The sequence below is a fragment of the Pseudomonas sp. MIL9 genome (genome assembly GCF_016887925.1).
In the GTDB taxonomy this organism is placed as follows: Bacteria; Pseudomonadota; Gammaproteobacteria; order Pseudomonadales; family Pseudomonadaceae; genus Aquipseudomonas; species Aquipseudomonas mohnii.
In genome coordinates, this window is sequence record NZ_JAFEHE010000004.1 from 250,841 (window position 1) to 275,828 (window position 24,988).

The following is a 24,988-nucleotide window of genomic DNA, read 5'->3' on the forward strand; positions in this document are numbered from 1 at the left end:
CGATACAAGTCGGCGACGATACGGGGGCAGAAACTGCTCCCGTAAACAATAATTCCAGCCGAAGAGCTTTCTAGTTCTGCCGAACCTAAGGAGTGATTAATGGATAACAATACGAAATTTTCGATGGCCGCTTTGGCGTTGGTTGTCAGTTCTGGGCCTTCTATAGTGTTTGCGGAGGAAAAGACTGGGGGGTTTATCGAAGACAGCAGCCTTACCGTGCTCAATCGAAATTTCTACTTCAATCGTGATCATCGTAACGGTCAATCAAGCCCCACGGGCAATGGCTACTCCGAAGCCTGGTCGCATGCGATTATCAGTAAGTTCGAATCCGGATTTACTCAAGGCACTGTTGGCGTGGGTGTCGATGCTTTCGCGATGATCGGGTTGAAGCTTGATACGGGTGACGGTCGTAATGGCGGTCGTAGCTCGTTCGATGTACTACCTGTCAACGGTGACGGCGAAGCTCGAGATGAATACACGAAAGTCGGTGGCGCGGCCAAAGTTCGCGCTTTTGACACTGTGGTGAAAGTCGGTGATGTATTTCCCGCCAACCCTGTCGTGGCGTCTGGCGACTCAAGGCTTCTACCGGAAAGTTTCCGGGGTGTGACCGCGACCAATACCAGCATCGAAGGACTGACTGTTCAGGGTGGTCGCCTGCATGCTATGAGTCAACCAGTCTCCAGCAATATGCGCGACAATTTCGCGACCTTCTATGCGGGCCCCGTTAATTCGCCTTGGGTCGGCTATTTCGGTGGCGACTACACTGTGAACAAGAATGTCATCGTTAGTCTTTACTCCAGCCGTCTCAAAGACGCCTGGAATCAATACTATGCTGGCACCGGGTTGAACTACTCCTTGTCTGATGAGCTTTCCGTATTCGGCGGTGTGAATTACTATAAGGCAGTTGACGAAGGGAAAAAACTGCTGGGCGAGTTCGACAACAATATTTGGAGCGCTAAAATTGGCGTGAAGTATGGTGCGCACTCACTTGCACTTTCTCACCAGCGAAATAATGGTAACGACGACTTCGACTATCTGCGTCAGTCGGATTCCATCTTTCTCGACAACTCAATCCAGTACAGCGACTTCAACTCGCCAAAAGAACGTTCATGGATGGTTCGTTACGACCTCGACATGAGCTCGTATGGCGTACCCGGCTTGTCGTTTATGACACGTTATGGTCGTGGCACCGACGCTGACTACTCCAACGCTAACGCAACATACATGCGGCGCGATGCGGACGGGAACCCGTTGACCGATCAGAAACGTTGGGAGCGCGACATCGAAGTAAAATACGTCGTTCAGACAGGTTCCTTGAAAGATATGTCTTTCCGCTTGCGGCAAGCGAACACCCGTGCAACCGCATTTGAATCGGATTTGGATGAAGTCCGTGTGATTGTTGAGTACCCACTAGCGATTCTGTAATACCTGAACGGGATGATTCGTTCTTGACGAATATCCCGTTTTCGATAGAAAGATTTCAAAAATGTAATTTTTCAATCATCTCCACGTTAACTTAAATTGCTTATAGTGAGTGGGAGTTAATAGGAACCTAGCTAGCGCATCTGGTTGGATTCCTATAGACAAGTAGCTAGTCTGTGAAAATCTGAAACTCATTGCTGTTCAGTTAAAGCTCCAAGCTCACCTTTAGAAGCTCCTTTGGAAAAAGGTGAATTTTTAAGACGTCCCTCGGGACGTCTTTTTTATGCGTGCGCCAGGCATGGCGCGTTGCGCGCAAGCGCAACCAGCTTGGCTGTGTGGCCTCGCTGGTGACTTGGAGGTGAAAGTCCTCTACACACCCGGCAAGGGGAAGTGTTAGCCAGAGGCAAGGGTGTCGCGGGTGACCGCGAATCTGAAGGAAGCCCGAGGCAAAATGCTGGCCTGACGAACAGCAAGCGGATAGAGGCGGCGCAGCGGGGTAAAGGGGCGTGTTTCCCTAAAGCCCAATACTTGCACGGGACGCTGCGACGTAGATCCGACAGGCATAAGCAGGAAGGTCGCGCGAATTACCCTGGGAGATCTGCACGTTTGCCACAGTGCTACCGAGCGTCGAGAGGCGACGGGATGAACGTGCAGAAGTCAGCCGAGGCCGTAGTAAGTGGCGAATAAACCCGTCACCAAGGGCCGAACAAGTTATGCCGCCAGTAGGCGTCAAAGTCTCGTTGAATACCGAAATGCAGAAATTTCTCCAAGAGAAGACTGTTACTCCGAGTCCCGGACAGTATCCGAGGATGACGGCTGACAGCGCACAGGTATCGGCGGCGTCTGTGACGTGGACGAACGCGGAGCCGGACACGCTGATGGAGCAGGTGCTTGTACCGGCCAACCTTAGGCGTGCGTATCAAGGCGGCCCGCTCTCGCCGTTGCTGTCGAACATCCTGCTCAACGAACTCGACCGCGAACTGGAACGGCGAGGCCATCGCTTCGTGCGTTATGCCGACGACGCGAACATCTATGTGCGCAGTCAGCGAGCTGGCACGCGGGTGATGGCCGGTGTTGAGCGTTTCCTGAATCAGCGCCTGAAACTGACGCTGAACCGGGAAAAGAGCCACGTAGCACGGCCTTGGGTCTGCGACTATCTGGGTTATGGGATGAGCTGGCATCAGCAACCGAGGCTGAGAGTGGCGACGATGAGTCTGGGTCGCTTGCACGACCGGTTAAGAGACCTGCTGCGCGGGGCGCGGGACCACAAGATGGCGAATGTCATCGAACGAATAAACCCTGTGCTGCGCGGGTGGGCAGGCTATTTCAAGCTCAGTCAGAGCAAACGGCCACTTGAGGAAATTGACGGCTGGGTACGACGCAAACTTCGCTGCGTCGTCTGGCGTCAATGGAAGCGGCCCTCAACGAGGGCACGTAACTTGATGCGCCTGGGGCTTAGCGAAGCTCGCACCTGCAAATCAGCCTTCAATGGCCGAGGCCCATGGTGGAGCTCGGGAGCATCTCATATGAATCAGGCGCTGCCGAAGAAGCTATGGGATCAACTTGGGTTGGTCTCGGTACTGGATACGATAAACCGGCTTAGCCGCATAGCTTGAACCGCCGTATACGGATCCGTACGTACGGTGGTGTGAGAGGACGGCGGATGTAAATCCGCCTCCTACTCGATCCGTTAAAACACGAGCATATAAAAAACGCCCGATACCTCTAAGTGTTGAGGTTAATCGAGCGTTATAAATCCCTCTGACAGCAGCATAGCTGCTAGCCGCCTCGTTTACGACACTCTCCAGCCACAGTGTACCTAATTGTATTTAGCTGTCCTTTTGAATCTTCATAGGTCATTGCGGCGGGCACCACTGCGCAGACTTTTGCAGGCCGCACCACACTGATAACCTTCACAACATCCACCTTCATCCCGTACTCGTATTCTTTCGACACAGGGGCGCTTTTCCCCTGGCTAATTGCATACTGCTCCATGGCTTTAGCATTCGCCACCATCATCTTTTCAAAGGCTTTGTCTCCTCCCCCTTCCGCCAGTACGAGAGAGGATAACGTCAGAGCTCCAGCGAAAGTAATAATACTCATGAACTTCATATTTAGTACCTCATATATTAACTGTTACAAGGATATCAATTCGAACATTGCGATGGCGTGGCGGCTAGGTTACGAATGTGTAATAAAGCCGTAAAAAAAACCGCCGCCGGAAACCGGAAGCGGTTTTTTATACGCAGTACTACTACATTTTACCTGTCTCATCTTTAGCATCACTTGAAACCACGGGAACGCTCTTCCCTTCTCTAGCAACATATGCCTCCATTGCCACATCTCGCGCCGCCATCATTTTTTCGAAGGTTCTGTCCCCCCCACCTTCGGCTAAAGCAACTGAAGAAAGGATTAAAGCACCCGCAAGAGCGCAGATTTGAGCAATTTTCATACTGACACCTCATATAGTTAACGCTAGTAGGGTATCAATTCGAACCTATCAACACGGTGGCGCCAAGATTACAGATTCGTTATGTAGCTCACATAAAAAAGCCCACTATCGAATCTCGATAGTGGGCTTTTAAAACTAAAGAATTATACGGCTTCTATTTTATCGTCTTCGTCTTCGGCTTCTTCCTCGTCTCGGCGGTGCGCCCATTGATAAAGCGCAGGCAATATCAGCAGGGTCAACGCAGTTGAGGATAGGATGCCCCCGATCACCACGGTAGCCAGGGGTCTCTGGACCTCTGCCCCCGTTCCGGTGGCCAGTGCCATCGGAATAAAGCCAAGAGAGGCCACCAGAGCTGTCATCAACACTGGGCGCAACCGGGTAAGAGCCCCTTCATTGATTGCGGAACTCAACGAATGTCCTTCCTCCCGAAGATTGCGGATGAACGCAATCATCACCAGACCATTCAGCACCGCCACGCCCGACAACGCGATGAAACCAACACCTGCCGAGATCGACAGCGGGATGTCTCGGAGCCATAAAGCCATGACTCCCCCCGTCAACGCGAATGGAATACCGGTGAACACCAATAGGCCATCCTTGAGGTTGTTGAACATCATGAACAAGAGTGCGAACACCAAGAGCAGGGCCACCGGGACTACAATCTGTAGTCGCTTGGCAGCGGATTGGAGCTGCTCGAACTGTCCTCCCCAGTTGGTCCAGTAACCGGCCGGGATCTGCACTTCTTTATCAATGGCGCTACTGGCCTCCTGTACAAATGAGCCGATATCACGCCCACGCACGTTGGCGCTGACGATCACCAGACGTTTGCCGTTTTCACGACTGACCTGGTTAGGTCCCAACACTAGATCGAGGCTAGCCACCTCTGAAAGAGCAATAAACCCGATCTGATCGGCATTGGTGTTAAGCAGCGCCGGTACCGGGATTAGCAGTGTGGACAATCCCTCGAGATCCTTACGCATGGCGTCGGATAAACGCACCACCATGTCGAATCGGCGGTCTCCCTCATACATCGTACCGGCTTGACGACCACCGACCGCCACCGCAATGGTGTCTTGTACGTCGCCAACGTTCAGTCCGTAACGGGCGGCTTTGTCACGGTCGATGTTGATGGTCAGTACCGGCAGTCCCGACGTTTGCTCGACTTTGACCTCGGAGGCACCATTGATCTTCTGCATGGACGCGGCAATTTTTGCAGCGGTGCTGTTAAGCACCGCCATGTCATCACCGAAGACCTTCACTGCCACATCACTGCGTACGCCTGAAATCAGCTCGTTAAAACGCAATTGAATAGGCTGAGAAAGCTCATAGTTGCTTCCGGGCATGGCGGCTGTAGCTTTTTGGATATCGGCTATCAACGCCTCCCTGGATTTATTCGGATCAGGCCATTGATTCTTCGGCTTGAGCATCACGTAGCTGTCAGAGATGTTTGGTGGCATTGGGTCTGAGGCAATTTCTGCTGTACCAGTACGAGCAAACATCCGCTTGACCTCCGGTACCTTTGCTAACACAAGTCTTTCCAGACGTTGCTGCATTTCTACCGATTGCGTCAGGCTGGTACCTGGTACACGCAGTGCTTGCAACGCGAAATCCCCTTCACTGAGGCTCGGCACAAACTCGCTGCCCATTCGACTGGCGACCACACCGCACACCGCGATAACGGCTAGTGCTATGGCGAATGCCATTGATCGATGGCCCATGACCCATTCTAGCGCTGGCGCATACACCCGACGGGCGCTACGCATGATGATGTTCTCTTCTTCCTTGACCTTACCGGTGACGAACATCGCAATCGCCGCCGGGACAAAGGTCACCGACAACAGCATCGCGCCGAGCAAGGCAATCACCACAGTAAACGCCATCGGATGAAACATTTTTCCTTCGACGCCGGTGAGGGCAAAAATCGGTAGGTACACGACCATGATGATCAACTGGCCGAAAATCAGCGGTCGGCGTGCTTCCTTGGCCGCCGCGAACACTTCGTGAAAGCGTTCGGAGCGGGTGAGGATGCGTCCGTGGTGTTGCTGTGCATGGGCCAGACGACGGATGGCGTTTTCGACAATGACCACCGCGCCATCAACGATGATGCCAAAGTCCAACGCTCCGAGGCTCATCAGGTTGGCGCTGACCTTGTTGGTAAACATGCCAGTGAATGTGAATAGCATCGCGAGCGGGATCACCATGGCAGTAATCAGAGCCGCGCGAATGTTGCCAAGGAACAGGAACAGAATCGCGATCACCAGGATCGCACCTTCAATCAAGTTCTTCTTAACGGTGGCAATTGCCTTGTCCACCAAATTGGTACGGTCATAGACGGTGACTGCCACCACCCCTTTTGGCAGTGAGCGGTTGATTTGCTCAAGCTTGCTAGCAACGGCTTGGGCCACGGTGCGGCTATTCTCACCGATCAGCATGAACACTGTGCCGAGCACCACTTCACGACCGTTTTCGGTCGCTGCCCCCGTGCGCAATTCACGGCCGATGTCCACGGTTGCGACGTTCTTGACACGGATGGGCGTACCGTCGACGTTGGCCATGACGATATTGGCGATATCTTCGGTGGTCGCTACTTGGCCAGGTGCGCGAATCAGTAACTGTTCGCCACTGTGCTCGATGTAACCGGCACCGACGTTGGCGTTGTTGCGCTCCAGCGCTGTAACAAGGTCAGTCAGCGTAAGCTTGTAAGCCGCCAAGCGTTTTGGATCGGGCGCAATCTGGTACTCCTTGGCGAACCCGCCAATGGTATTGATTTCGGCGACCCCGGGAACATTGCGCAGCTGAGGCTTGATGATCCAGTCTTGGATCACCCTCAGGTCGGTCGGCGTATAGGGACTGCCGTCCTCCTTGACGGCACCTTCTTCAGCCTCGACCGTCCACAGGAAAATTTCACCCAGACCGGTTGAGATCGGCCCCATGACGGCTTCCACCCCCTCGGGTAGTTGCTCCTTGGCCACCTGCAACCGTTCGTTGACCAATTGTCGGGCGAAGAACAGGTCAGTGCCTTCCTTGAAGATCACTGTGACTTGCGACAAACCCGAGCGTGACAGCGAGCGAGTTTGTTCTAGAGCCGGCAAACCAGCCATTGCAGTTTCGATGGGAAACGTGATGCGCTGCTCGGTTTCCAGTGGTGAAAAACCTGCTGCCCCTGTGTTGATTTGCACCTGGACGTTGGTGATATCGGGAACGGCGTCGATCGGCAGCTTCTGGTAGCTGGCTATACCGAGGCCGGCCATGAGGAGAACCGCGAGCAGCACGATGATGCGCTGCTCGATGGCAAATTGGATCAGGCGTTCGAACATGAGAACCTTCTCGTGGAAGTGGCGGATCAGTGGGCGTGTTCAGCCGAGGCTTTACCCAGTTCTGATTTCAGAATGAAACTGCCGGCAGCGGCGACTTGAACACCGGGCTCCAGGCCCTCCGTGATCTCGACCAGACCCGCCGAACGGCCACCTGTCTCCACTGGCTGAGCTTTAAACCCGTCGTCCGTTCGAACGAAAACAGTTTGCGTGTCCTCGACCGTCTGGATAGCCGCTTCTGGTACTGCGACCTTTGTTTGCCGAGTATCAGTGTCAACCTGCACGGTCACGAATAGCCCGGGACGCCATGCACCTTGTGGATTGGCCAAGGTCACGCGGACCGTGGCTGTACGAGTTTGCTCGCCCAACAAACTGCCGACATAGGCCACGGTTCCAGTGACTTCGGCATTCAGTTCCGACGCACTGACCGTGACCGACTTGCCCACCAGTACCTTGTTTAAATCCTTTGGCGAGACACCAAAGGTCACCCACACACGCGACAAGTCGGAGAGGGTGAAGGCATTAGTGGTTTCGCTGACAACCTCACCGAGGCCCAAGTGTTTCTCAACGACAACCCCGTCAAACGGCGCACGCAATTCATATCGGTTACCCCCGCTGGTGACCGAGCTGCCACTGAGTACGCTGATTTTTTGTCGAGCATTGCTGAGGGCGATTTCGGCTTCTTGCAAAGCCTGGCGGGCTTGCAGGAAATCCTGTTCGGCAGAGATTTTGTCCTGCCATAACTGTCGCTCTCGCTCGTAGGTAGTACGGGCCAACTCAAGACGACGTTGCGCCGCGGCTTGTTCACTACGCTGATCAGAAATTTGTTGGCTGGCGATCACGGCCAGCAACTGGCCTTTTTTCACCGGTTGACCAAGATTGACATGGACCGACTCGACGACACCGGGTACACGGGGCACCACATGTGCAGTGCGGTCTTCATCAAAACGGATTTCTCCAGGAAAGGGCAATGAAAGGCTAATACTCTGCGCCTTGGCTTCGACCAACTGGATGCCGGCTGAGCTGATCTGCTCTTCGCTCAGAGTCAAGTGACCTTCTTCCGCTTCGCCTTCGGCGTGTTCGCCCTCGGCTGATTTTTTGCCAGTAGTTTCATCGCCGTGATCGTCATGGCCTTTGCCCTCCTGAGCCTGAGCCTGAGCCTGAGCCTCGGCTGAGGGCACCGATGGGCTGCCCATCCACAACGAGCCGATGCCTATACCCAACGTCAAGGTCAGTGCAGTGACGAGAATTAGTTTTTTATCCATGGAAACTCCCTGCGCAGCCCAGTCGGCAGTCACGGATTACCGTGGTATTGCGATGCTGAGCAGCGGTAAAAAAAGCGTTATATGAAATTCACGGAGTGCGAGTGAGAAGGGCGACATCTCCGAAAATTCGCTCGATGCGCACCCAGGCGTCTGTCGCCTCGGCGATAGCCTGGATGTATTGCGTGCGGGCGCTAATCAAGGTGCGCTGAGCATCGAGTACGTCGAGGAAGTTAAACTTGCCCATTTCGAAACCTCGGGTAGCGGTGTCGACGGCACTTTTCGCGGCAGGCAGGATGGTTTGATTGAACGACGCGACTTCAGTGTTAGCCGTCATCCACTGATCCAGGGTGGTCTGGATTTCTGTGCGCAGGCGTAACTCACTGGCGTTACGAAGGTCGCGGGCTTGATCGGTACGGCGGGCAGCGGCTAGTACGTTGCCCTGGTTACGGTTAAACAATGGGATGGGCATAGACAGCCCCACGACATTCACCCGCTCGCGCTCGCGCTCGTCGTATTGGCTCCCGATACTCACGGTGAGGTCGGGAATTCGCTGAGCCTTCTCCAGGCCAAGGGAGGCTTCCCGCTGATCTATTTGCAGTTTTGCCAATCGTAGTTCCGCGGTTTCACCTATGCGATTAAGCAGCAGTGACGAATCCGGTACGGTTGGCATCGACCGGCCTGGATCACCCACAGACACGAATGCAGGCAAAGGCGCGCCCATGACCTGAGCGAGTCGCTGGTAGGCACTGGCCTCATCCCGCTCAGCCCGCCTCAGCTCCAGACGCACTTCTGATAGCTGAACCTCTGCGCGAGTACCTTCAACGGGTGAGGATTTACCACTCTTGATGCGACCTTGAGCTACACGCAAACCGCGCTCGGCGAGCTCAAGTGATTGACGTGATAACAGCAGCCTTTGCTGAGCCGTCGAGGAGCTGTAAAACGCCTGAATGACATCGGCACGCAGAACATTGCGTTTGCGGTCCAATTCAATACCGGCCGCGTCTTGAGCTCGACTGGCCACCTCGATCCTAGCCCCGCGCTTACCGCCAAGCTCGATCGGCTGGTTGATCATTACCGTCGTAGTGCGCGAGTTTCGCCGAGTATCTTCAGCCTCCCAGGAAACCTCAGGGTTAGGGATCAACCCTGCCTGCTGTCGCTCTCCCTGAGCAATACCAGTCTCCCATTGAGCGGCCGCCAGATCAGGGTTATTGGCAAAAGCGGTTTCAAGCGCCTGATCCATTGTTAGCATTTGAGCGGTCGCCGCAAACAAAGGACTAGTCAAAAGCGCAAGGATCGAAATGAGACCTGCTCTTAGCATGGTCTTATGCGTGATTGGGTGAGCAATAAACTTTCTACGCCGAAGTAATTCCATCATTCCTTAAAACCTTTAAAACAAAAAGAATTTCCCATGAGGCAAATGTAATTCTCCGCACCTATCAACAAGGTGACTGAAAAATTACAAATACGTTATCCAGCGGAAAAACCTCAATTAATGCATTAGGATGAAGTCAACAAGTGCTCGCACCAAGAAACAACCCGAAACAAAAAAAGGGAGCCGAACCTAGTACTTTAGGAGGTCAAGGAAACATGACGAACCTTGCAAAGCTTTAAAAAGACCATATTGCGAAGAAAATTAAAGATGTAGCCAGAATCGAAACATTTATACAGATTAATAAAGCCCTTAAACCATGTTTAACGAGCATCCAATCATTCCGATACATTTACCAGAGGGTGAAATCCTATGCGAATCCTTGTGATAGAGGACGAGCTGAAGACTGCTGAGTACTTACATCAAGGCCTGACTGAAAGTGGCTATATTGTAGACTGCGCATCGACCGGGGCTGATGGACTCCATCTAGCACGTCAGCAAGCTTATGATCTGGTAATACTAGACGTAAATCTACCTGAAATTGACGGTTGGGACGTTCTTGAAAATATTCGGCAGACTAGTAGCACTCGGGTAATGATGCTGACTGCAAGAGGGCGTCTGGCAGACAAAATCAAAGGATTGGATTTGGGAGCCGATGATTACCTGGTCAAGCCATTTGAATTCCCTGAGTTGCTTGCAAGAGTACGCACTTTAATGCGTCGCAGCGAACATGTTCCAGTTCCAGAGGTATTAAAAGTCGCTGACCTTGAACTTGATCAAGGCAGACATCGCGCATTCCGCGGAAAGCAACGCATAGATCTGACGACAAAGGAGTTCGCGCTGCTTCATCTGTTGATGCGTCAATCAGGAGAGGTGTTATCTCGCACTCAAATTATCTCTTTAGTGTGGGATATGAACTTTGACTGCGACACAAACGTTGTCGAAGTTTCGATACGAAGATTGAGAGCAAAAATAGATGATCCATTTGAAACAAAATTAATACATACCCTTCGTGGCGTAGGCTATGTATTGGAGGCGAGGAAATGAAACCGGTCAGCCTATCGATGCGGCTGGGGTTGACAGTTAGCATTATGGGAGCGGTACTAGTAGTGCTGTTAGCGATACTAGCTTTTTTAGCGCTTACTCACGAACTTGATTCGCGCGCAAAAAATAGCTTAGAGAAGAAGATGAGTCAGATTGAGCACAGTCTACTGATGGATATCAGTACCCGTGACATGAGTTTAAAACCACACGTGCTATTAGATCAAGTGCTGGGACACGACAATCTTAACCTGACCATCTTTGATGATGACAACATGAGTGAACCTCTGCTGAGTTTTGGAGCAGATATACCTGAAGTATCTACGAATCAAGCCGGAACAGCCGCCAGTAATAAGCTGTCGTACTACTCCCCAGCCGAAGAGTCCGGAATCCACATCCTCACCGCCTCTAAGCTCATGAAATTAAAGGATGGTGAGTTCGTATCGGTCCTACTGTCTATTGATCGCTCGAATGATGAAACGCTATTGAGCGCCTACCTGAGTTCGACCATTGTAGCGGTTCCACTGTTGCTGATTCTGATTGGTTTCAGCGCCTGGGCTATTGTGCAACGAGGCTTATCCCCCCTCCGGGAATTCCGGAAAGTTGCAGCAATGGTGTCGGCCCAGGATTTAAGTCATCGACTCTCAGTTGTCAAGATGCCCCAAGAACTCAGTGAGCTTGCTCACGGTATAAACTTCATGCTGCACCGTCTTGACGGCGGAGTTCAACAACTATCGCAATTTTCTGATGACTTGGCGCATGAGCTGCGGTCACCGATTACGAACCTTATGGGGAAAGCTCAGGTAACACTTTCTCGAGAACGCCCGGCAAAAGAGTACAAGGCTGTTTTAGAGTCATGCACCGAGGAACTAGGACGAATCACCAGAATTGTTTCAGACATGCTTTTCTTGGCCCAAGTAAGTCATCCGGCTGCACTCGTGCCGTTTGAAAGCATTTTACTAGAGGATGAAGCGCTAAAAGTCATCGACCTTTTTTCTCTATCGGCTGAGGAAAAGAGCGTTGGTATAACTGTCAGCGGATGGGGCAAAGTTTTAGGTGATCGACTCATGATTCAACGGGCTATTTCCAATCTTTTATCAAATGCCATTCGTCACTGCCCAGCAGGGCAGTCCATTGCTATAGCGATTGAAACGCAAACTGAAAAAGTCTCACTATCAATAAGTAATCCTGGGGTAGGAATTGAGCACCAGCACTTGTTCCATATTTTCGATCGTTTCTATCGTGTAGATAACAGTCGCTCACGAGCTGAAGGTGGTACTGGATTAGGGTTGGCCATTGTCCGATCCATCATGAGTCTTCACCAAGGAACGGCAGAGGTCAAAAGTATGTCGGGTCATCCGACAGTCTTTCGACTTACATTTCCAAAATATAATGCGTAAAGTAAACTAATAGACCACAAATCGGGGAAGTGTTTTTAGTAAGACTTTAACTAAAATCAAAACAAATAGAAAACAACCTAAGAGTGCGACTCCGAAATCCTTAGAGCATAGATAGGGTGGGATATTTGCACATAACAAAGCGAGATCAACTCCCCTTGGTACATCCTGCCACTCCTCCCCAACGCGTGCGGCATTAAATTGACTGCCTGTACCGTAACACTTCGAAACGATTGCCTATAGATATCAGCCGAGCGGAGCTTGGCTTCAGACTGAAATAAATGTAAGAGAACCGCGCTTTAACACACCTGCGACATATGGTCGCAAATACTTTTATTGTAAAAGCTCTTCCTCCTGTTGACCCTGTAGCAGCTTCAGGCTTGATACTGGACACTTGAGCAATGCGCGGTTTTGAGATCTTTATGATCGAATAGTTCTACATCATTTCTTAGTCGGGCATTTAAGTAAACTTCGAAATTTCATTATTCAATTCATATTACATAGGGCGGCACTACCATGCGAATGCTTGTAGTTGAGGATGAGCTTAAAACTGCCGAATACCTGCATCAGGGTTTGACTGAAAGCGGCTATATAGTAGATCGGGCGGTGAATGGCACGGATGGACTTCACCTTGCGCGTCAACAAACCTACGACTTGGTAATACTTGACGTCGATCTACCACAACTTGATGGCTGGGGTGTACTTGAGCAACTGCGCCAAAGCAGTAACACCCGGGTCATGATGCTGACCGCTCGCGGGCGCCTGGCGGACAAGATCCGCGGCCTCGACCTGGGGGCTGATGACTATCTGGTCAAGCCATTCGAGTTTCCAGAACTGCTGGCCCGGGTACGAACCTTGATGCGTCGCAGCGAACACGTTCCCGTCCCGCAGGTCTTGAAGGTCGCTGACCTGGAACTCGACCAGGGCCGCCATCGGGCCTTCCGGGGCGAACAGCGCATCGACCTGACGACCAAGGAGTTTGCCTTGCTGCACCTGTTGATGCGTCAGTCGGGTGAGGTGCTTTCCCGTACCCAGATCATTTCATTGGTCTGGGACATGAACTTCGACTGCGACACCAATGTGGTCGAGGTTTCCATCCGCCGCCTGAGGGCCAAAATTGATGATCCTTTTGACAACAAGCTAATCCATACCCTGCGCGGCGTTGGCTACGTGCTGGAGGCCCGGGAATGAAGTCGGCAAGCCTGTCGACGCGGTTGGGTTTAGCGGTGAGTATCCTGGGCGCATTGTTGGTGTTATTTCTGGCGGTTCTTGCATTCATCGCGCTAACGCATGAGTTAGATAAACTGTCAAAAGACAGCCTGAGCGAGAAAATGCGGCAAATCGAGCACAGTCTTTCGCTGTATGAAAAACCTGTCGACATCAAAATCAAACCGCACGTATTGCTGGATCAGGTGATGGGGCATGACAACCTGAACCTTACCATTTATGACCTGAAGAATATGAGGACGCCGCTCTTAAAGTCCGGCTCTGGCTTGAAGGACCCCAGGGTGGAGTTGAAGGCGGCAGGGTCTGCCACCGTCAATGTGTCGTACTCCCCAAGCATCGATGATCAGGGCCGGCACTTCCTGACTGCGTCCAGACTTATCCGCTTACCGAACGGTACGAATATCGCCGTATTGCTGTCGATTGATTGCGTCAACAATGAAGCGCTGCTCAGCACATATCTAAGCTCGACGATCATAGCGTTGCCACTGCTGCTGCTTCTTATCGGCATCAGTGCCTGGGCAGTGGTAAAACGGGAGCTCGCGCCGCTGCAGGAGTTTCGCAAGGTGGCCGCCATGATCTCTGCTCAGGACCTCAGTCACCGACTCTCGGTGGTCAAGATGCCACAGGAGCTCAGTGAACTGGCCCGTGGCATCAACTTTATGCTGCACCGACTCGACAGCGATGTTCAGCAGTTGTCGCAGTTCTCCGATGACCTGGCCCACGAACTGCGATCGCCCATTGCCAACCTGATGGGCAAGGCCCAGGTGACGCTGTCCCGGGAGCGGCCTATTGAGGAGTACAAAGCAGTCTTGGAGTCCTCCACCGAAGAGCTTGGGCGCGTAACCCGGATTGTCTCGGACATGCTTTTCCTAGCGCAGGTCAGTAATCCCGCTGCGCTGGTCCCGTTTGAGACCATTGCGCTGGAGGATGAAGCCTCGAAGGTCATCGATCTGTTTTCCCTGTCGGCGGAAGAGAAACATGTCAGCTTGAGCGTTACGGGCAGTGGGTCGACCATTGGTGATCGGCTGATGATTCAGCGGGCAATTTCCAACCTGATGTCCAACGCAATACGCCATTGTCCAGCAGGCCAAGCCATCTCAATCACCATCGAAGTCCATGCCACAGAAGTCTCGCTACTTGTAGCCAACCCAGGCGCAGGTATTGAACCTCAACATCTGCCGCACTTATTCGATCGCTTTTATCGAGTCGACACCCATCATTCTCGCACTGAAGGCAGTACCGGGCTTGGTTTGGCCATTGTGAAATCGATCATGAGTCTGCATCAGGGAGTGGCAGAGGCTAAAAGCTCCCCCGGTAATATCACGATCTTCAAGCTCGGTTTTCCAAACATCCATGGACAAGCCAGCTGGTGACACCAACCATTGAAAAAACAGCCCTTATTCACGTCATCCGTTCATTCGTGCGTGTTACGACACACACCCATAATTTGGTATTCAATAGTGTGAAGCTTTCCAGCTGAGTCCTCATAGGTCATTCGAAAAGGTACAATGTTGCAAGAGCGAATTGGTGGGGTCGTACTCACCACTTTTGCGATATCAAGCTTCATTCCATCACGATATTTCTGAACTTCCGGAGCTGTCTTGCCTTTTTGGGCTGCGTAGGCTGCCTTTTTTTTCTGATTTGCTTCCATGGCGTTGTCGTTGCGATCACCACGGCTTTCAGCGAATGTTATCGAAGACAATGATAGCGTCAGCGCAACAGCACTTAATTTTAAGCGCTCATCGCAGAGTCTCTTTGAAGTGGTTACAAAGCTGTTAAACTTACGTAAGTTTAACGAGATAAACCTTTCTGACTCATTTTAGAAAAATTACTTATTTGTAATTTCCACCCGTTAGCCTCAAAAGCTTAGTGAGGTATCAAAATCAGCCAGGCGCAGTACCGTCCCACCCAGGAGCCATTGGGGAATCCTATAAAACTGACTATTAGAGCAAATATTTGTGCATTCTGAATTTAAATTGAATGTCGATTATTTCACACAATTTCAAAATTCGAAGGATTAAGAGGGCTCATTGATCACGCGTTTCGAGAACATATCCAGCACCACGCAAGGTATGGATTAGCTTCTTGTCAAAAGGGTCATCAATCTTAGCCCGAAGCCTTCTCATTGCTACTTCAACAACATTGGTGTCGCAATCAGCATTCAGCCCCCAGACAGAGGACATGATTTGCTTGCGTGACAGCGTCGTACCAGTCTGGCGCATCAAGAGGTGTAGCAAGGCGAACTCCTTGTTGGTCAGTTCAATCCGCTGCTTGGCGCGACAGGTACGGTGTCTGCCCAGATCGAGTTCCAGGTCGCCGACACACAGCACATCGGGCAATGCCGACAATTCAGTGCGACGCATCAGAGTACGTACTCGGGCCAACAGTTCTGGAAACTCAATTGGTTTGACCATGTAATCGTCGGCGCCTAGGTCGAACCCTTTGATTTTGTCCTCCAGACTACCTTTAACGGTAAGTATCATGATAGGCGCAATAATGACCTTGCGAATGCTTACAAGTAGACCCCAATCGTCACGTTGCGGTAGGTTCGCGTCGAGCACTACAAGATCATAAGCCTGTTGGGATACTAAGCGTAAGCCATCGATTCCGCTGGCGACGCAATCAACGACGAATCCGCTTTCAGTCAGCCCCTGATGTAAATAATGGGCGGTTTTCAGCTCGTCTTCTATTATCAAAATACGCATTTTTCATAAAATCTCGATACTAAATAATAAAACTTCCTTATACGCGCACAGATAACTTCACTCACCAACCCATTCCAACATATTTGCATTGATCGATTTTAGTCAGTAAGAATTTATCACGCATTATCGAGGCTCCGCTACGCAATCGACGTAAAACATACAAACCTCCACACTAAATAGATCTTAGACTAATTGTCCGCAGCAGATGGGCTTATAACAAATTTGTAATTCTTCAGTCATCCTTCTGATAACTGCTCAACAGTACATTGAGTGTGCAAAAAATCTACGCGTCATAGGATCCTGCGGACGGGGCGACTTCTGATCGAATCCAGACACCTGAAATCGATGCCCGCAGTTTTTTTAGACCATCAAATATTTATTAGTGAACAAAGAAACAATGCGCTTTGGGGGCGTAAATCTCGTTATGCGATCTCGCATTAGAAAAATGTTGTGGGCGGCAGGTCCACTGTCTCGTGTTTCGTCGTTGATGACGGCGTCGCGACAGGAAGCCCACGTCGAGGCTAGGACAAAACCCCAAACCGCATTACTCAATAACCCAAGCCCCGTAGATGTCCAGTGGGATATCCAAACTGTCCAAACGGGGCACCAACAGACTGATTTGATCCCTAATCCAGTACTAATGGATGCCAAAGCCTTCCGCGAAAATTCGAACACCACCAACGTAAAGCTCCGTCGGACGCCGAAAGTGTGCGTCATGCGTGCACAGCAAGGTCTGATTTCAGTTCAGAGTTCGCAATGTCTGGCGGAACGAGGATGACCAGCATCCGGAAGCGGTTGACCCTGGTGGACGCTTCAACACCGATTTTGTCCTTCGGCCGCAAACTAAAAAGTATTTCGTCGGCGGCCAGCCGCACCTATCAGTCTCGTGATCTGCACAACGTCACCAAGCTACGCCTGCGGTACGAAATCCGCCTCGCTGTAGACAAGCGCTCGACGGCCAACAGAGCAACAAAGTCTACGCGGCCCCGCACCCAGTATTTCGCTTCAGCACAACTACTGGTGTTCAAGGACGAATCGAGCAGATCTACAGCCACGTCGCTTACTTGGGGGGGCACCTCATGAAAAAGATTTTCATCAGTTTGGGGTGTCTGGCGGTTTGGCTAGTCGCAGATCGCCAACTAGCTGACGAGAACGTTCAGGGTCACTGGTGCATCCACGAGTTGCACCGCGCCATTGGCGATTTTTTCTTACCTAAAACGTAGTGACACTCCGGTGGCAGTTCGCGCCTGGATACGTCGAGATATTCCGGAGTACCCATGAATAACAAAGTACCAATTCGCAGTTGGGAAATCACCCTCGGTAGTAATCAGTTAATTCTTGCAGTTTCAACCTGGCTTCTATTGTTTAGTAACTGGCCATTTTGGCGAGCTGTCTGGCAAGGCGTGGGAGGCCTACAGGACGGAAACACCATATTCGTGCTTAGCCTGCCTTGGTTCGTGTTGATTTGGCTATACGTATTGCTCAGCGTGATGGCCTGGGGACGCTTGATAAAACCTGTGTTAGCTATCGTGCTGCTGGTTGCGGCAGCAACGAGTTACTTTATGAATAGCTATGGCATAGTAATTGATTACAGCATGCTAACGAATGTGATGCAGACGGACAGGTCCGAGGCCACGGACCTGCTGAACTGGGAACTACTGCTGTGGATGCTGGGCTTTGGTGTTATACCGGGGTTGATTATTACCCGAGTCCGTTTGATCCAACGATCGTGGTCCCGCGCACTTGCTCATCGATTGATGGGTGTGGCGGTAGCGCTCACCTGCTTGGCGGTCATCGTATTTACGCTTTATCAATCCTATGCATCGCTGATGCGTAACCATCGCGAACTCCGATTGATGTTGGTTCCGTCGAATGTGGTTTCGGCAATCCATGGGTATACGCGTCGCCAGCTAGCAGTTCCCACCGAATTAAAAACCATTGGTGCTGATGCCCGCCGTGAAGAAGCTACTGCTGGTGTACGCAAACCACGGCTAACGGTACTTATGGTGGGTGAAACCGCTAGGTCCGCTAACTTCTCCCTCAATGGCTATACCCGGGATACCAATCCGGAATTGGCCAGGCGTGGCGTCTTAAGTTTTACCAATGTCAGCTCATGTGGAACAGCTACGGCCGTTTCCTTACCCTGCATGTTCCTGGATGTGGGTAAAGAAGGCTACAAAGACGGTATGGCGCTGCGTAGAGAAGGACTATTAGACGTTTTGCAGCGGGCCGGAGTATCGGTCCTTTGGAGAGACAATAACTCGGGTTGCAAAGGCATTTGCGACCGAGTACCAAATGAAAAATTGAACAATCAAAAAACGCTGGGATTATGTAGAGCCGACGAGTGTTACGACGAAGTCTTATTGCAAGATTTACAAGCCTACTTGGATAAACAGCAGCGGGACTCAATCGTGGTGCTACACATGAAAGGCAGTCACGGCCCATCCTACTCGAAACGCTATCCACCAGCGTTCGAACGATTCGGGCCCGTTTGCAATAATAACCAACTCGAACGTTGTACGCGCGAAAGCATTGTCAGTGCCTATGATAACAGTCTCAGTTATACGGACTACGTACTTGGGCAAACGATCGACCTGCTAAAGCGTAACGCTGAACGTTTTGATACGGCGATGCTTTATGTCTCTGATCACGGTGAGTCCCTCGGCGAGAATGGGCTTTACTTGCATGGACTTCCTTATGCCATGGCTCCCAGCGAGCAGACTAGTATCCCCATGGTACTCTGGATCTCCAAAGATATGCAGTCGCGTCAAAACCTAGATCCTCAATGCCTGAAGGAACAACGCGGAGTATCACTGTCCCATGATAACTTATTCCATTCTATATTGGGGTTGATGGGTATTCAAACTACATCATATCGCCCCGATCTTGATCTGTTCAGTACCTGTCAGTCCAAAGCGTCAACACCGTTAAAGCTCGCGCAGACATTTGAGCGTCAATCAATGAAAACACCGAAATAAGTGGAGCTGCGCGAGAAAGATCTAAAATGACCCTATAGTATGAGCATACTTTGATTAGAAGCCATGCAACTACTAATCGTTGCATGGCGCCACTTCTAACTCTTCCTAAAAATCAGCATCCGGGTGAGCTTTTTTTAAGACTATTTAGTCGGCCACATCAAGCATCAAAAAAGCTGCAAAATTCTGCCGAGCTATTTTCTCAATACATTCACCTTGCACGTATAGATAAAATGTATAACTCAGGTGTTTAATTACAGTTTGGTTCGTTAGTGAATGTGCGTGAAACATCGACCGCCCCCAAGACCCCCAAAGTTTTGCGACCAATCAATACGGGGTAGTTCATGTCGCCTCGATCCCTCAGTGAAAACTCTTCCTTATAAATTTTATCACCTATGCACATCGTCATCATGACTACTGGACGATGTTCAGCGCCACCGGCGCCTCGAACCTTTACATTTCTTTCGACGCGTCGCTCGAAGAGTGCGTTACTCACCTTCTTAGTTTTTGTGTCTTTTACTTTAACGTTGAAACGAACCCATTCCTCTCCATTTTTACGGAATCGTTCTAAGTCTTTCGCATCCATCGAGGATGTAAGAGCACCTGTATCTAACTTTACTTTCACAGCAATATTTTCTGGCAAAAGTATTCCTTCCTCAATCCACCCGTATACCCTTTCTGGATTAGCAGGTGTTGAAAAGCTGGCTGCGCAACAAAAGCCAAAAACAAAGCCAGCCCAGAATAACTTAAAATATTTCTGACCATTTTAATCGACCCTTTTGATCTGTATCGCGACGTATAAACGTTCATCCAGCTTAAATAAATACCACGACTCAGTTAGTGGACCATACCCTCATGATCGTCAGCCAGTTGATCGTGAAAATCAGATCCTTCCATTTGGACGGTAGTATGGCTGATGTGGAACTTATCACTCATAAGGCTGGTTACTTCAGCCAAGATAGCTTGCTCGCTGCGGGAAGCCGAGTCAGCGACAAGATGGACGCTCATAACACTTTTACCACTGGTCAAAGCCCAGATATGCAAATCGTGGATATTCTTGACCCCCTCAATGCCATAAAGCGTTGCCTCTACCTTTTCAATATCGATGCCCTCTGGAACCCCTTGCAGCAATATGTTCATGCTTTCCTTGAGCAATGACCAAGTCCTGGGCAGCACCCAGAACCCGATGCCAGCCGCGACAAGTGAATCAACCCAAGTCCAGCCGGTGAAACGGATCAAAAGAGCTGCGATGATGACGCCAATAGACCCCACCATATCGCTCCAGACCTCTAAATAAGCGCCCTTCACATTGAGGCTTTCCCCACTGGCAGCACTCAGTAGGCGCATTGAAACAAGGTTGACGATGAGCCCGAACACCGCAATGACCAACATGCCAGTCGACTGGATTTCCGCCGGGACTTTAAGTCGCAGATACGCTTCATAAACGATGTATATAGCGACTAAAAACAGCAAGACCGCATTGAAGGTGGCTGCAAGTATTTCAAATCGTGCGTACCCGAAGGTCCGCTTCCTATCCGCAGAGCGCTTGGCTATATGAATAGCGACCAAGGATATCGCCAAAGCCGCAACGTCCGTCAGCATGTGGGCCGCGTCGGATAATAAGGCCAGGCTGCCGGTGACAAAAGCTCCAATGACCTCCGCGACCATAAAGCTTGTCGTCAGGGTGAGTGCGATCCACAGCAACTTTTCGTGACCGGCGCGTACTTGGCCGTGACTGTGTCCTGAACTCATAACCTTTTCCTCAAACGCCGCTTGCTGAAACTCCAACCACCCAGGTAGCACCCTTGCTACGAGTCGATTGCAGGATATAAAGACCAGCTAATACCCAAAACGGTTCCATCTCATGAAACACCCTATTTCAGAATTGGTGCTGGTTCGAGGTATATCCCGATCAAAGCGCGAAATCGCAGCCTTAATCGAACATCTCCTGCAAAAATGATTTTTTGCGGTACGACTGTTGCCCCTGATGCCCACTCTGGTTTTGATGCCCACTCTGGTTTTGATGTCCACCATGACTTTGATGGCCGCTCTGATGACTGCTCTGATGGCCACCTTCTCTCCAACCGCCACCGTGACTTCCTCGCTGATCTCCATGAGCTTGGCTATCTCCATGCTGGCTGTAACCGGGTTGTACTGCTGGAGGAGCATTCTGTACGGGTGGAATTGGGTTCTGTGGAAGAAACCTAACGGCCTCCTGTTGTTGGCTGCGCTCGATGATCTTGTCGAGTTCACCTCGGTCGAGCCAAACGCCACGGCATTGAGGGCAATAATCAATTTCGATGCTTTGGCGCTCAGTCATTACGAGGGCAGTATCTTTGCAGATCGGACATTGCATGATTTGATTTCCTTGTGTGGGCATGTAATTGAAGACGAAGTCGCAGCTTTCGTATCACCGACGCAGTAGCCGCAGTCCGTTGAATACGACCAGCAGGCTCGCTCCCATATCGGCGAAAACAGCCATCCACAACGTAGCGTGGCCGGACAATGCAAGCGCCAAAAATACAACTTTGATACCCAAGGCCAGTCCGATGTTTTGCTTCAAAACAGAGGCACATCGACGACTCAGGCTAATAAAATCAGCAATCTTGCGTGGGTCGTCATCCATGATGGCGACATCAGCCGTTTCAAGGGCTGTGGCAGTCCCTGCGGCCCCCATCGCAAAACCAATGTCGGCTTGCGCCAATGCTGGAGCATCGTTCACACCATCGCCCACCATGCCAACAGTACCAAAGCGGCGTTTGAGTTCCGCGACGGCGACTTGTTTATCCTCCGGCATCAAGTTTCCGCGTGCATCCTGTATACCGAGCTGCGCGGCGATGGACTTGGCCGTTGCAGGATTGTCGCCCGTGAGCATCACCGGTACGACATTCAATGCTTTCAGAGCAGTTACGGCTGCAATGCTTTCAGGTCTTACTGTGTCCGCCACAGCAAAAATCGCCACCGGACCTCTGGCGGCGCAAAGCACGATTACTGTTTTTCCTGCGTTTTCGAGCAACGACAATCGGGCTTCAAGCGCAGGCGAACACAGACCTAACTCCTCAACCAAGCGGTGGTTGCCCAAGTGCCATAATTGACCATCAATAACGCCTTTGACACCACGACCGTTGAGTACACCGAAGTCCTCAACCGAAAAGGGAGCGACGTCTGGTTGCTGTAATTTCCAGCCGTTGACCAACGCCTTTGCCACTGGGTGCGTGCTGTGGTCGTCGAGACTCGCAGCGATCTTCAAAGCCATTTCGATGGGTAGATCACCAAACGGCTCGGTATCAGTCAGTACCGGCTTGCCTTGGGTCAAAGTTCCGGTTTTGTCGAGTGCCACAACTTTAAGAAGTCGCCCGCTTTCGAGGTATGCACCGCCCTTAATCAAAATGCCATGTTTGGCAGCCGCGGCAAGTCCACTGACAACGGTAATTGGCGTTGAAACTACCAAAGCACACGGGCAGGCGATGACTAGGAGGACCAGCGCCTGATAGAGCCAATCGCCCCAGGTACCAGCGAACAGAACGGGGCCTAACGCAGCAACCAACAGGGCAAGAACCACTACAGCCGGGGTGTAATAACGTGCAAACTGATCTACAAACCGTTGAGTAGGGGCTCGTTGAGCTTGCGCGTCTTGTATGGCCGCAGCGATACGAGCAAGAGTGCTTTCTCCTGCTACGGCCGTCACAGTCGCTTCAACCACTCCGTCGGTAACGATACTGCCTGCGTAAAGCGGGTCACCGACCTGCTTATCAACTGGAAGGCTTTCGCCAGTAATTGGGGCCTGATCAAGCGCAGCGCGACCAGACTCGACGCTGGCATCCAACGGTACTCGCGAACCTGTACGAACCCGAATACGACTACCGAGTAACACACTCGCCACGGGCTGATCTTTCCAGGCACCGTCAATCATTACTTCGGCGGTTTCCGGCGCCAACGCAGTTAGCGACTTGATCGCGTTACGCGCTCGCTCCAAAGAAAGTGCTTCGATAGCTTCAGCAATAGCGAAGAGGAAAACCACCATCGCAGCTTCAGGCCACTTACCAATGACGAGAGCACCAACGACAGCCAGCGACATCAGAAAATAAATGTTCAGAGTAAAGTTCTTAATCGCAATCCAACCCTTTTTTAGGGTAGGCAAGCCAGCGCTAAGAATGGAAAGAGCGGCAACAAAGACCCGTATCAAGGGGGACGCGGCTAACTGGTCGTTGCAATTCGAGCGTGGAGCGTTAGGTAAGGATCCGGCCGCAGACGTTTATTATGATGAGGGACGGAAAAATTTGACACTGTCCAATCTGACTGCCGAACTGGTTGGTGTGATCGAGAAAGAACTGCTGGCCAGGGTCGGCTAAGAATGTTTTCTAATGTGGTAGCTCTCTACCGCGCCATTGGAGCGCCCCCCATTGAGGACGGAGTCATCCGCTATGAGGGGATGCCAACGCCCGACATTATCGGTACGTTGCGAATGTGCGATGGCCTGCCCGCAGCCTATGGCAAGTTCGAGCATTGCTCTGAAGAAGCAGACTCTCTCGATATTGAGTTTCGCTTGCCATCGAACGAGTCTGGCCGTTTCTACGCGAACCTAGGCGAGTTTGTCGCTCGCAATGGCTCATTGGGCAAGGGCCAATTTCCGAGCAACGTGTACATTGTTGAGCTCTGTTGGGCAGATAGTGATGACACCGAACCTCCGACGATTAAGGCGCTCAGGCGCGTATGTCGGTTGATCGAGCTGCTTGCACTGCTAGCGATCGGTGTCGACAAAGACAGCAGCCAAGATGGTTTTAATCTTTTCTTTGCCTTGCCTCCTGATGGGGCTAAGCCGCCGAGAACATTTCTGTTGCCTACTCAGGTTGACGCCAAGGTACTTGACTATGAGCTCAATCACCTGAGCTTGTTGGAAGAAATACTCAATCGAAAAAACGAAAATAAGGCACACCTCTCCGAACGAAAATTAATGATTCGGATGGCGGTGGCTAGCGTCATAGAGAAGTTTGAGAGCGAGCCCAATCTGTTCTTGGTGATCGTGCGGGAGTGGCGGGAGGTCCTCGCCACATACCGCGCGAATCTGCAAACCTACGTCTATAGCTTCTCGTTTGAGCGGGCCCGGCGCGAGGTGGCCCAAGCTGAAATCGACTATGGCACCAAGCTTAGCGGGGTGCTGGGCGACATCGCCGGCAAGATGCTCGCCCTGCCGATATCGCTAGCGGGTTTGGTCGTGCTGGAGAAAACAACCTCAAGATTCGAAGGTTTTATCCTTGTCCTTGGGTTGGCAGTGGTTTCTGTGGTTCTGCTTGCAATCCTTCACAACCAAATGCTGCAAACGGAGCGCCTCCTACACAGCTTCAATGTCATTTTCGATGATTTCAAGGACAAGATAAAAACATATCCCCCTAAACTTCAGGGGCTGCTCAGGATCACCATCGATCAAGTCGACAAGCAAGGCCGAACCCTCACCAGGACCTTTCGGTTGCTGAAGGGGTTGTCCCTGCTTCCAATCGTCGGTGCTTTGCTGCTAGCCGCGATAAAATACTGGGACGATTTCTTATGGCTGTTAAAGGCTATCCTAGCGATGGTGTTTTCGGTACTCAACGTAGCCCCTAATATTCTCAGCCCATGAGGCTTTTTTAACACGTTCTTCGTCTCATCTTACTGCGCTCAAACGACTCATCCATCTGGAGCAGTCCAAGCAGCTGTCAATGATATAGAGGAGATGTATCTTTAATAAAAATCTTGGGTGCTTCATGAGGAGCTCGAGTTGGTCCCTAATGCCTTATCTGACGTATTCAGCCTACTCCGCCAATAAGTTAAATTTCTAATAGTC

The 24,988-nt window shown here is 51.2% G+C and carries 21 protein-coding genes; 10 read left to right on the plus strand and 11 right to left on the minus strand.

Annotated elements, in window-relative coordinates; genetic code table 11:
• Positions 1-99 precede the first annotated feature (99 nt).
• Both JQF37_RS05615 and JQF37_RS05620 read left to right on the plus strand, forming a co-directional pair.
• Positions 100-1,425: an OprD family porin gene (locus tag JQF37_RS05615; RefSeq protein ID WP_017341682.1), complete on the plus strand. Its 1,326-nt coding sequence runs from the start codon at positions 100-102 to the stop codon at positions 1,423-1,425.
• A gap of 710 nt (positions 1,426-2,135) precedes the next feature.
• Positions 2,136-3,038, plus strand: coding sequence for a group II intron maturase-specific domain-containing protein (locus JQF37_RS05620; protein WP_130205466.1), 903 nt, complete (start codon positions 2,136-2,138; stop codon positions 3,036-3,038).
• Positions 3,039-3,201: 163 nt separating this feature from the next.
• On the opposite strand, the gene JQF37_RS05625 is transcribed toward JQF37_RS05620, so the two are convergent.
• From JQF37_RS05625 to JQF37_RS05645, 5 genes are all read right to left on the minus strand, one after another.
• The gene (locus JQF37_RS05625; protein WP_017341680.1) at positions 3,202-3,534 is read right to left on the minus strand and encodes a DUF2790 domain-containing protein; all 333 of its coding nucleotides are present in this window, start codon (positions 3,532-3,534) and stop codon (positions 3,202-3,204) included.
• Positions 3,535-3,676: 142 nt separating this feature from the next.
• On the minus strand, positions 3,677-3,874 hold the full coding sequence (locus JQF37_RS05630) for a co-regulatory protein PtrA N-terminal domain-containing protein (protein WP_017341679.1): 198 nt from the start codon (positions 3,872-3,874) through the stop codon (positions 3,677-3,679).
• Positions 3,875-4,017: 143 nt separating this feature from the next.
• A complete protein-coding gene (locus JQF37_RS05635; protein WP_017341678.1) occupies positions 4,018-7,191 on the minus strand; it encodes a CusA/CzcA family heavy metal efflux RND transporter in 3,174 nt (1,057 codons plus the stop codon).
• A 26-nt stretch (positions 7,192-7,217) separates the two neighbouring features.
• Positions 7,218-8,453: an efflux RND transporter periplasmic adaptor subunit gene (locus tag JQF37_RS05640; RefSeq protein ID WP_017341677.1), complete on the minus strand. Its 1,236-nt coding sequence runs from the start codon at positions 8,451-8,453 to the stop codon at positions 7,218-7,220.
• A gap of 88 nt (positions 8,454-8,541) precedes the next feature.
• Complete coding sequence (locus JQF37_RS05645) at positions 8,542-9,771, minus strand: TolC family protein (RefSeq protein ID WP_031319198.1); 1,230 nt, start codon at positions 9,769-9,771, stop codon at positions 8,542-8,544.
• 423 nt (positions 9,772-10,194) lie between these two features.
• Between JQF37_RS05645 and JQF37_RS05650 the strand changes: the two genes are divergently transcribed.
• The 4 genes from JQF37_RS05650 to JQF37_RS05665 all read left to right on the plus strand — a co-directional run bounded on the left by JQF37_RS05650 (position 10,195) and on the right by JQF37_RS05665 (position 14,860).
• On the plus strand, positions 10,195-10,869 hold the full coding sequence (locus JQF37_RS05650; protein WP_017341675.1) for a heavy metal response regulator transcription factor: 675 nt from the start codon (positions 10,195-10,197) through the stop codon (positions 10,867-10,869).
• The gene (locus JQF37_RS05655) at positions 10,866-12,263 is read left to right on the plus strand and encodes a heavy metal sensor histidine kinase (RefSeq protein WP_017341674.1); all 1,398 of its coding nucleotides are present in this window, start codon (positions 10,866-10,868) and stop codon (positions 12,261-12,263) included. Before JQF37_RS05650 ends, JQF37_RS05655 begins: the two co-directional genes overlap by 4 nt.
• Positions 12,264-12,776: 513 nt before the next feature.
• Positions 12,777-13,451: a heavy metal response regulator transcription factor gene (locus JQF37_RS05660; protein ID WP_017341673.1), complete on the plus strand. Its 675-nt coding sequence runs from the start codon at positions 12,777-12,779 to the stop codon at positions 13,449-13,451.
• Positions 13,448-14,860 carry a heavy metal sensor histidine kinase gene (locus tag JQF37_RS05665; protein WP_017341672.1) on the plus strand — a complete coding sequence of 471 codons (1,413 nt, stop codon included), beginning with the start codon at positions 13,448-13,450 and terminating at the stop codon, positions 14,858-14,860. The genes JQF37_RS05660 and JQF37_RS05665 overlap by 4 nt, the downstream gene beginning before the upstream one ends.
• A gap of 41 nt (positions 14,861-14,901) precedes the next feature.
• Here the strand turns inward: JQF37_RS05665 and JQF37_RS05670 are convergent, their stop codons facing one another.
• The gene (locus tag JQF37_RS05670; protein ID WP_223272652.1) at positions 14,902-15,189 is read right to left on the minus strand and encodes a DUF2790 domain-containing protein; all 288 of its coding nucleotides are present in this window, start codon (positions 15,187-15,189) and stop codon (positions 14,902-14,904) included.
• A 325-nt stretch (positions 15,190-15,514) separates the two neighbouring features.
• Positions 15,515-16,192 carry a heavy metal response regulator transcription factor gene (locus JQF37_RS05675; RefSeq protein WP_017341670.1) on the minus strand — a complete coding sequence of 226 codons (678 nt, stop codon included), beginning with the start codon at positions 16,190-16,192 and terminating at the stop codon, positions 15,515-15,517.
• A gap of 774 nt (positions 16,193-16,966) precedes the next feature.
• On the opposite strand from JQF37_RS05675, the gene JQF37_RS05680 reads away from it, so the two are divergent.
• A complete protein-coding gene (locus JQF37_RS05680; protein ID WP_130205470.1) occupies positions 16,967-17,275 on the plus strand; it encodes a hypothetical protein in 309 nt (102 codons plus the stop codon).
• Between the two features lie 194 nt (positions 17,276-17,469).
• Positions 17,470-19,170: a phosphoethanolamine--lipid A transferase gene (locus tag JQF37_RS05685; RefSeq protein WP_204149564.1), complete on the plus strand. Its 1,701-nt coding sequence runs from the start codon at positions 17,470-17,472 to the stop codon at positions 19,168-19,170.
• A gap of 247 nt (positions 19,171-19,417) precedes the next feature.
• On the opposite strand, the gene JQF37_RS05690 is transcribed toward JQF37_RS05685, so the two are convergent.
• From JQF37_RS05690 to JQF37_RS05705, 4 genes are all read right to left on the minus strand, one after another.
• Positions 19,418-19,828: a RimK/LysX family protein gene (locus JQF37_RS05690; RefSeq protein WP_130205472.1), complete on the minus strand. Its 411-nt coding sequence runs from the start codon at positions 19,826-19,828 to the stop codon at positions 19,418-19,420.
• A gap of 176 nt (positions 19,829-20,004) precedes the next feature.
• Entirely contained in the window at positions 20,005-20,919 is a 915-nt protein-coding gene (locus JQF37_RS05695; protein WP_017341666.1) for a cation diffusion facilitator family transporter, read from the minus strand.
• Positions 20,920-21,100: 181 nt separating this feature from the next.
• Positions 21,101-21,547 (minus strand): zf-TFIIB domain-containing protein, encoded by a 447-nt coding sequence (locus JQF37_RS31795; protein WP_321197510.1) that lies wholly within the window; start codon positions 21,545-21,547, stop codon positions 21,101-21,103.
• A gap of 30 nt (positions 21,548-21,577) precedes the next feature.
• Positions 21,578-23,308, minus strand: a complete 1,731-nt coding sequence (locus JQF37_RS05705) for a heavy metal translocating P-type ATPase (RefSeq protein ID WP_235992747.1) — start codon at positions 23,306-23,308, stop codon at positions 21,578-21,580.
• A 13-nt stretch (positions 23,309-23,321) separates the two neighbouring features.
• Here JQF37_RS05705 and JQF37_RS05710 point away from each other — a divergent pair, with 13 nt between their 5' ends.
• Positions 23,322-23,519, plus strand: a complete 198-nt coding sequence (locus JQF37_RS05710; RefSeq protein ID WP_223272654.1) for a hypothetical protein — start codon at positions 23,322-23,324, stop codon at positions 23,517-23,519.
• Between the two features lie 2 nt (positions 23,520-23,521).
• Positions 23,522-24,784 (plus strand): hypothetical protein, encoded by a 1,263-nt coding sequence (locus tag JQF37_RS05715; protein ID WP_017341663.1) that lies wholly within the window; start codon positions 23,522-23,524, stop codon positions 24,782-24,784.
• Positions 24,785-24,988: the final 204 nt, after the last annotated feature.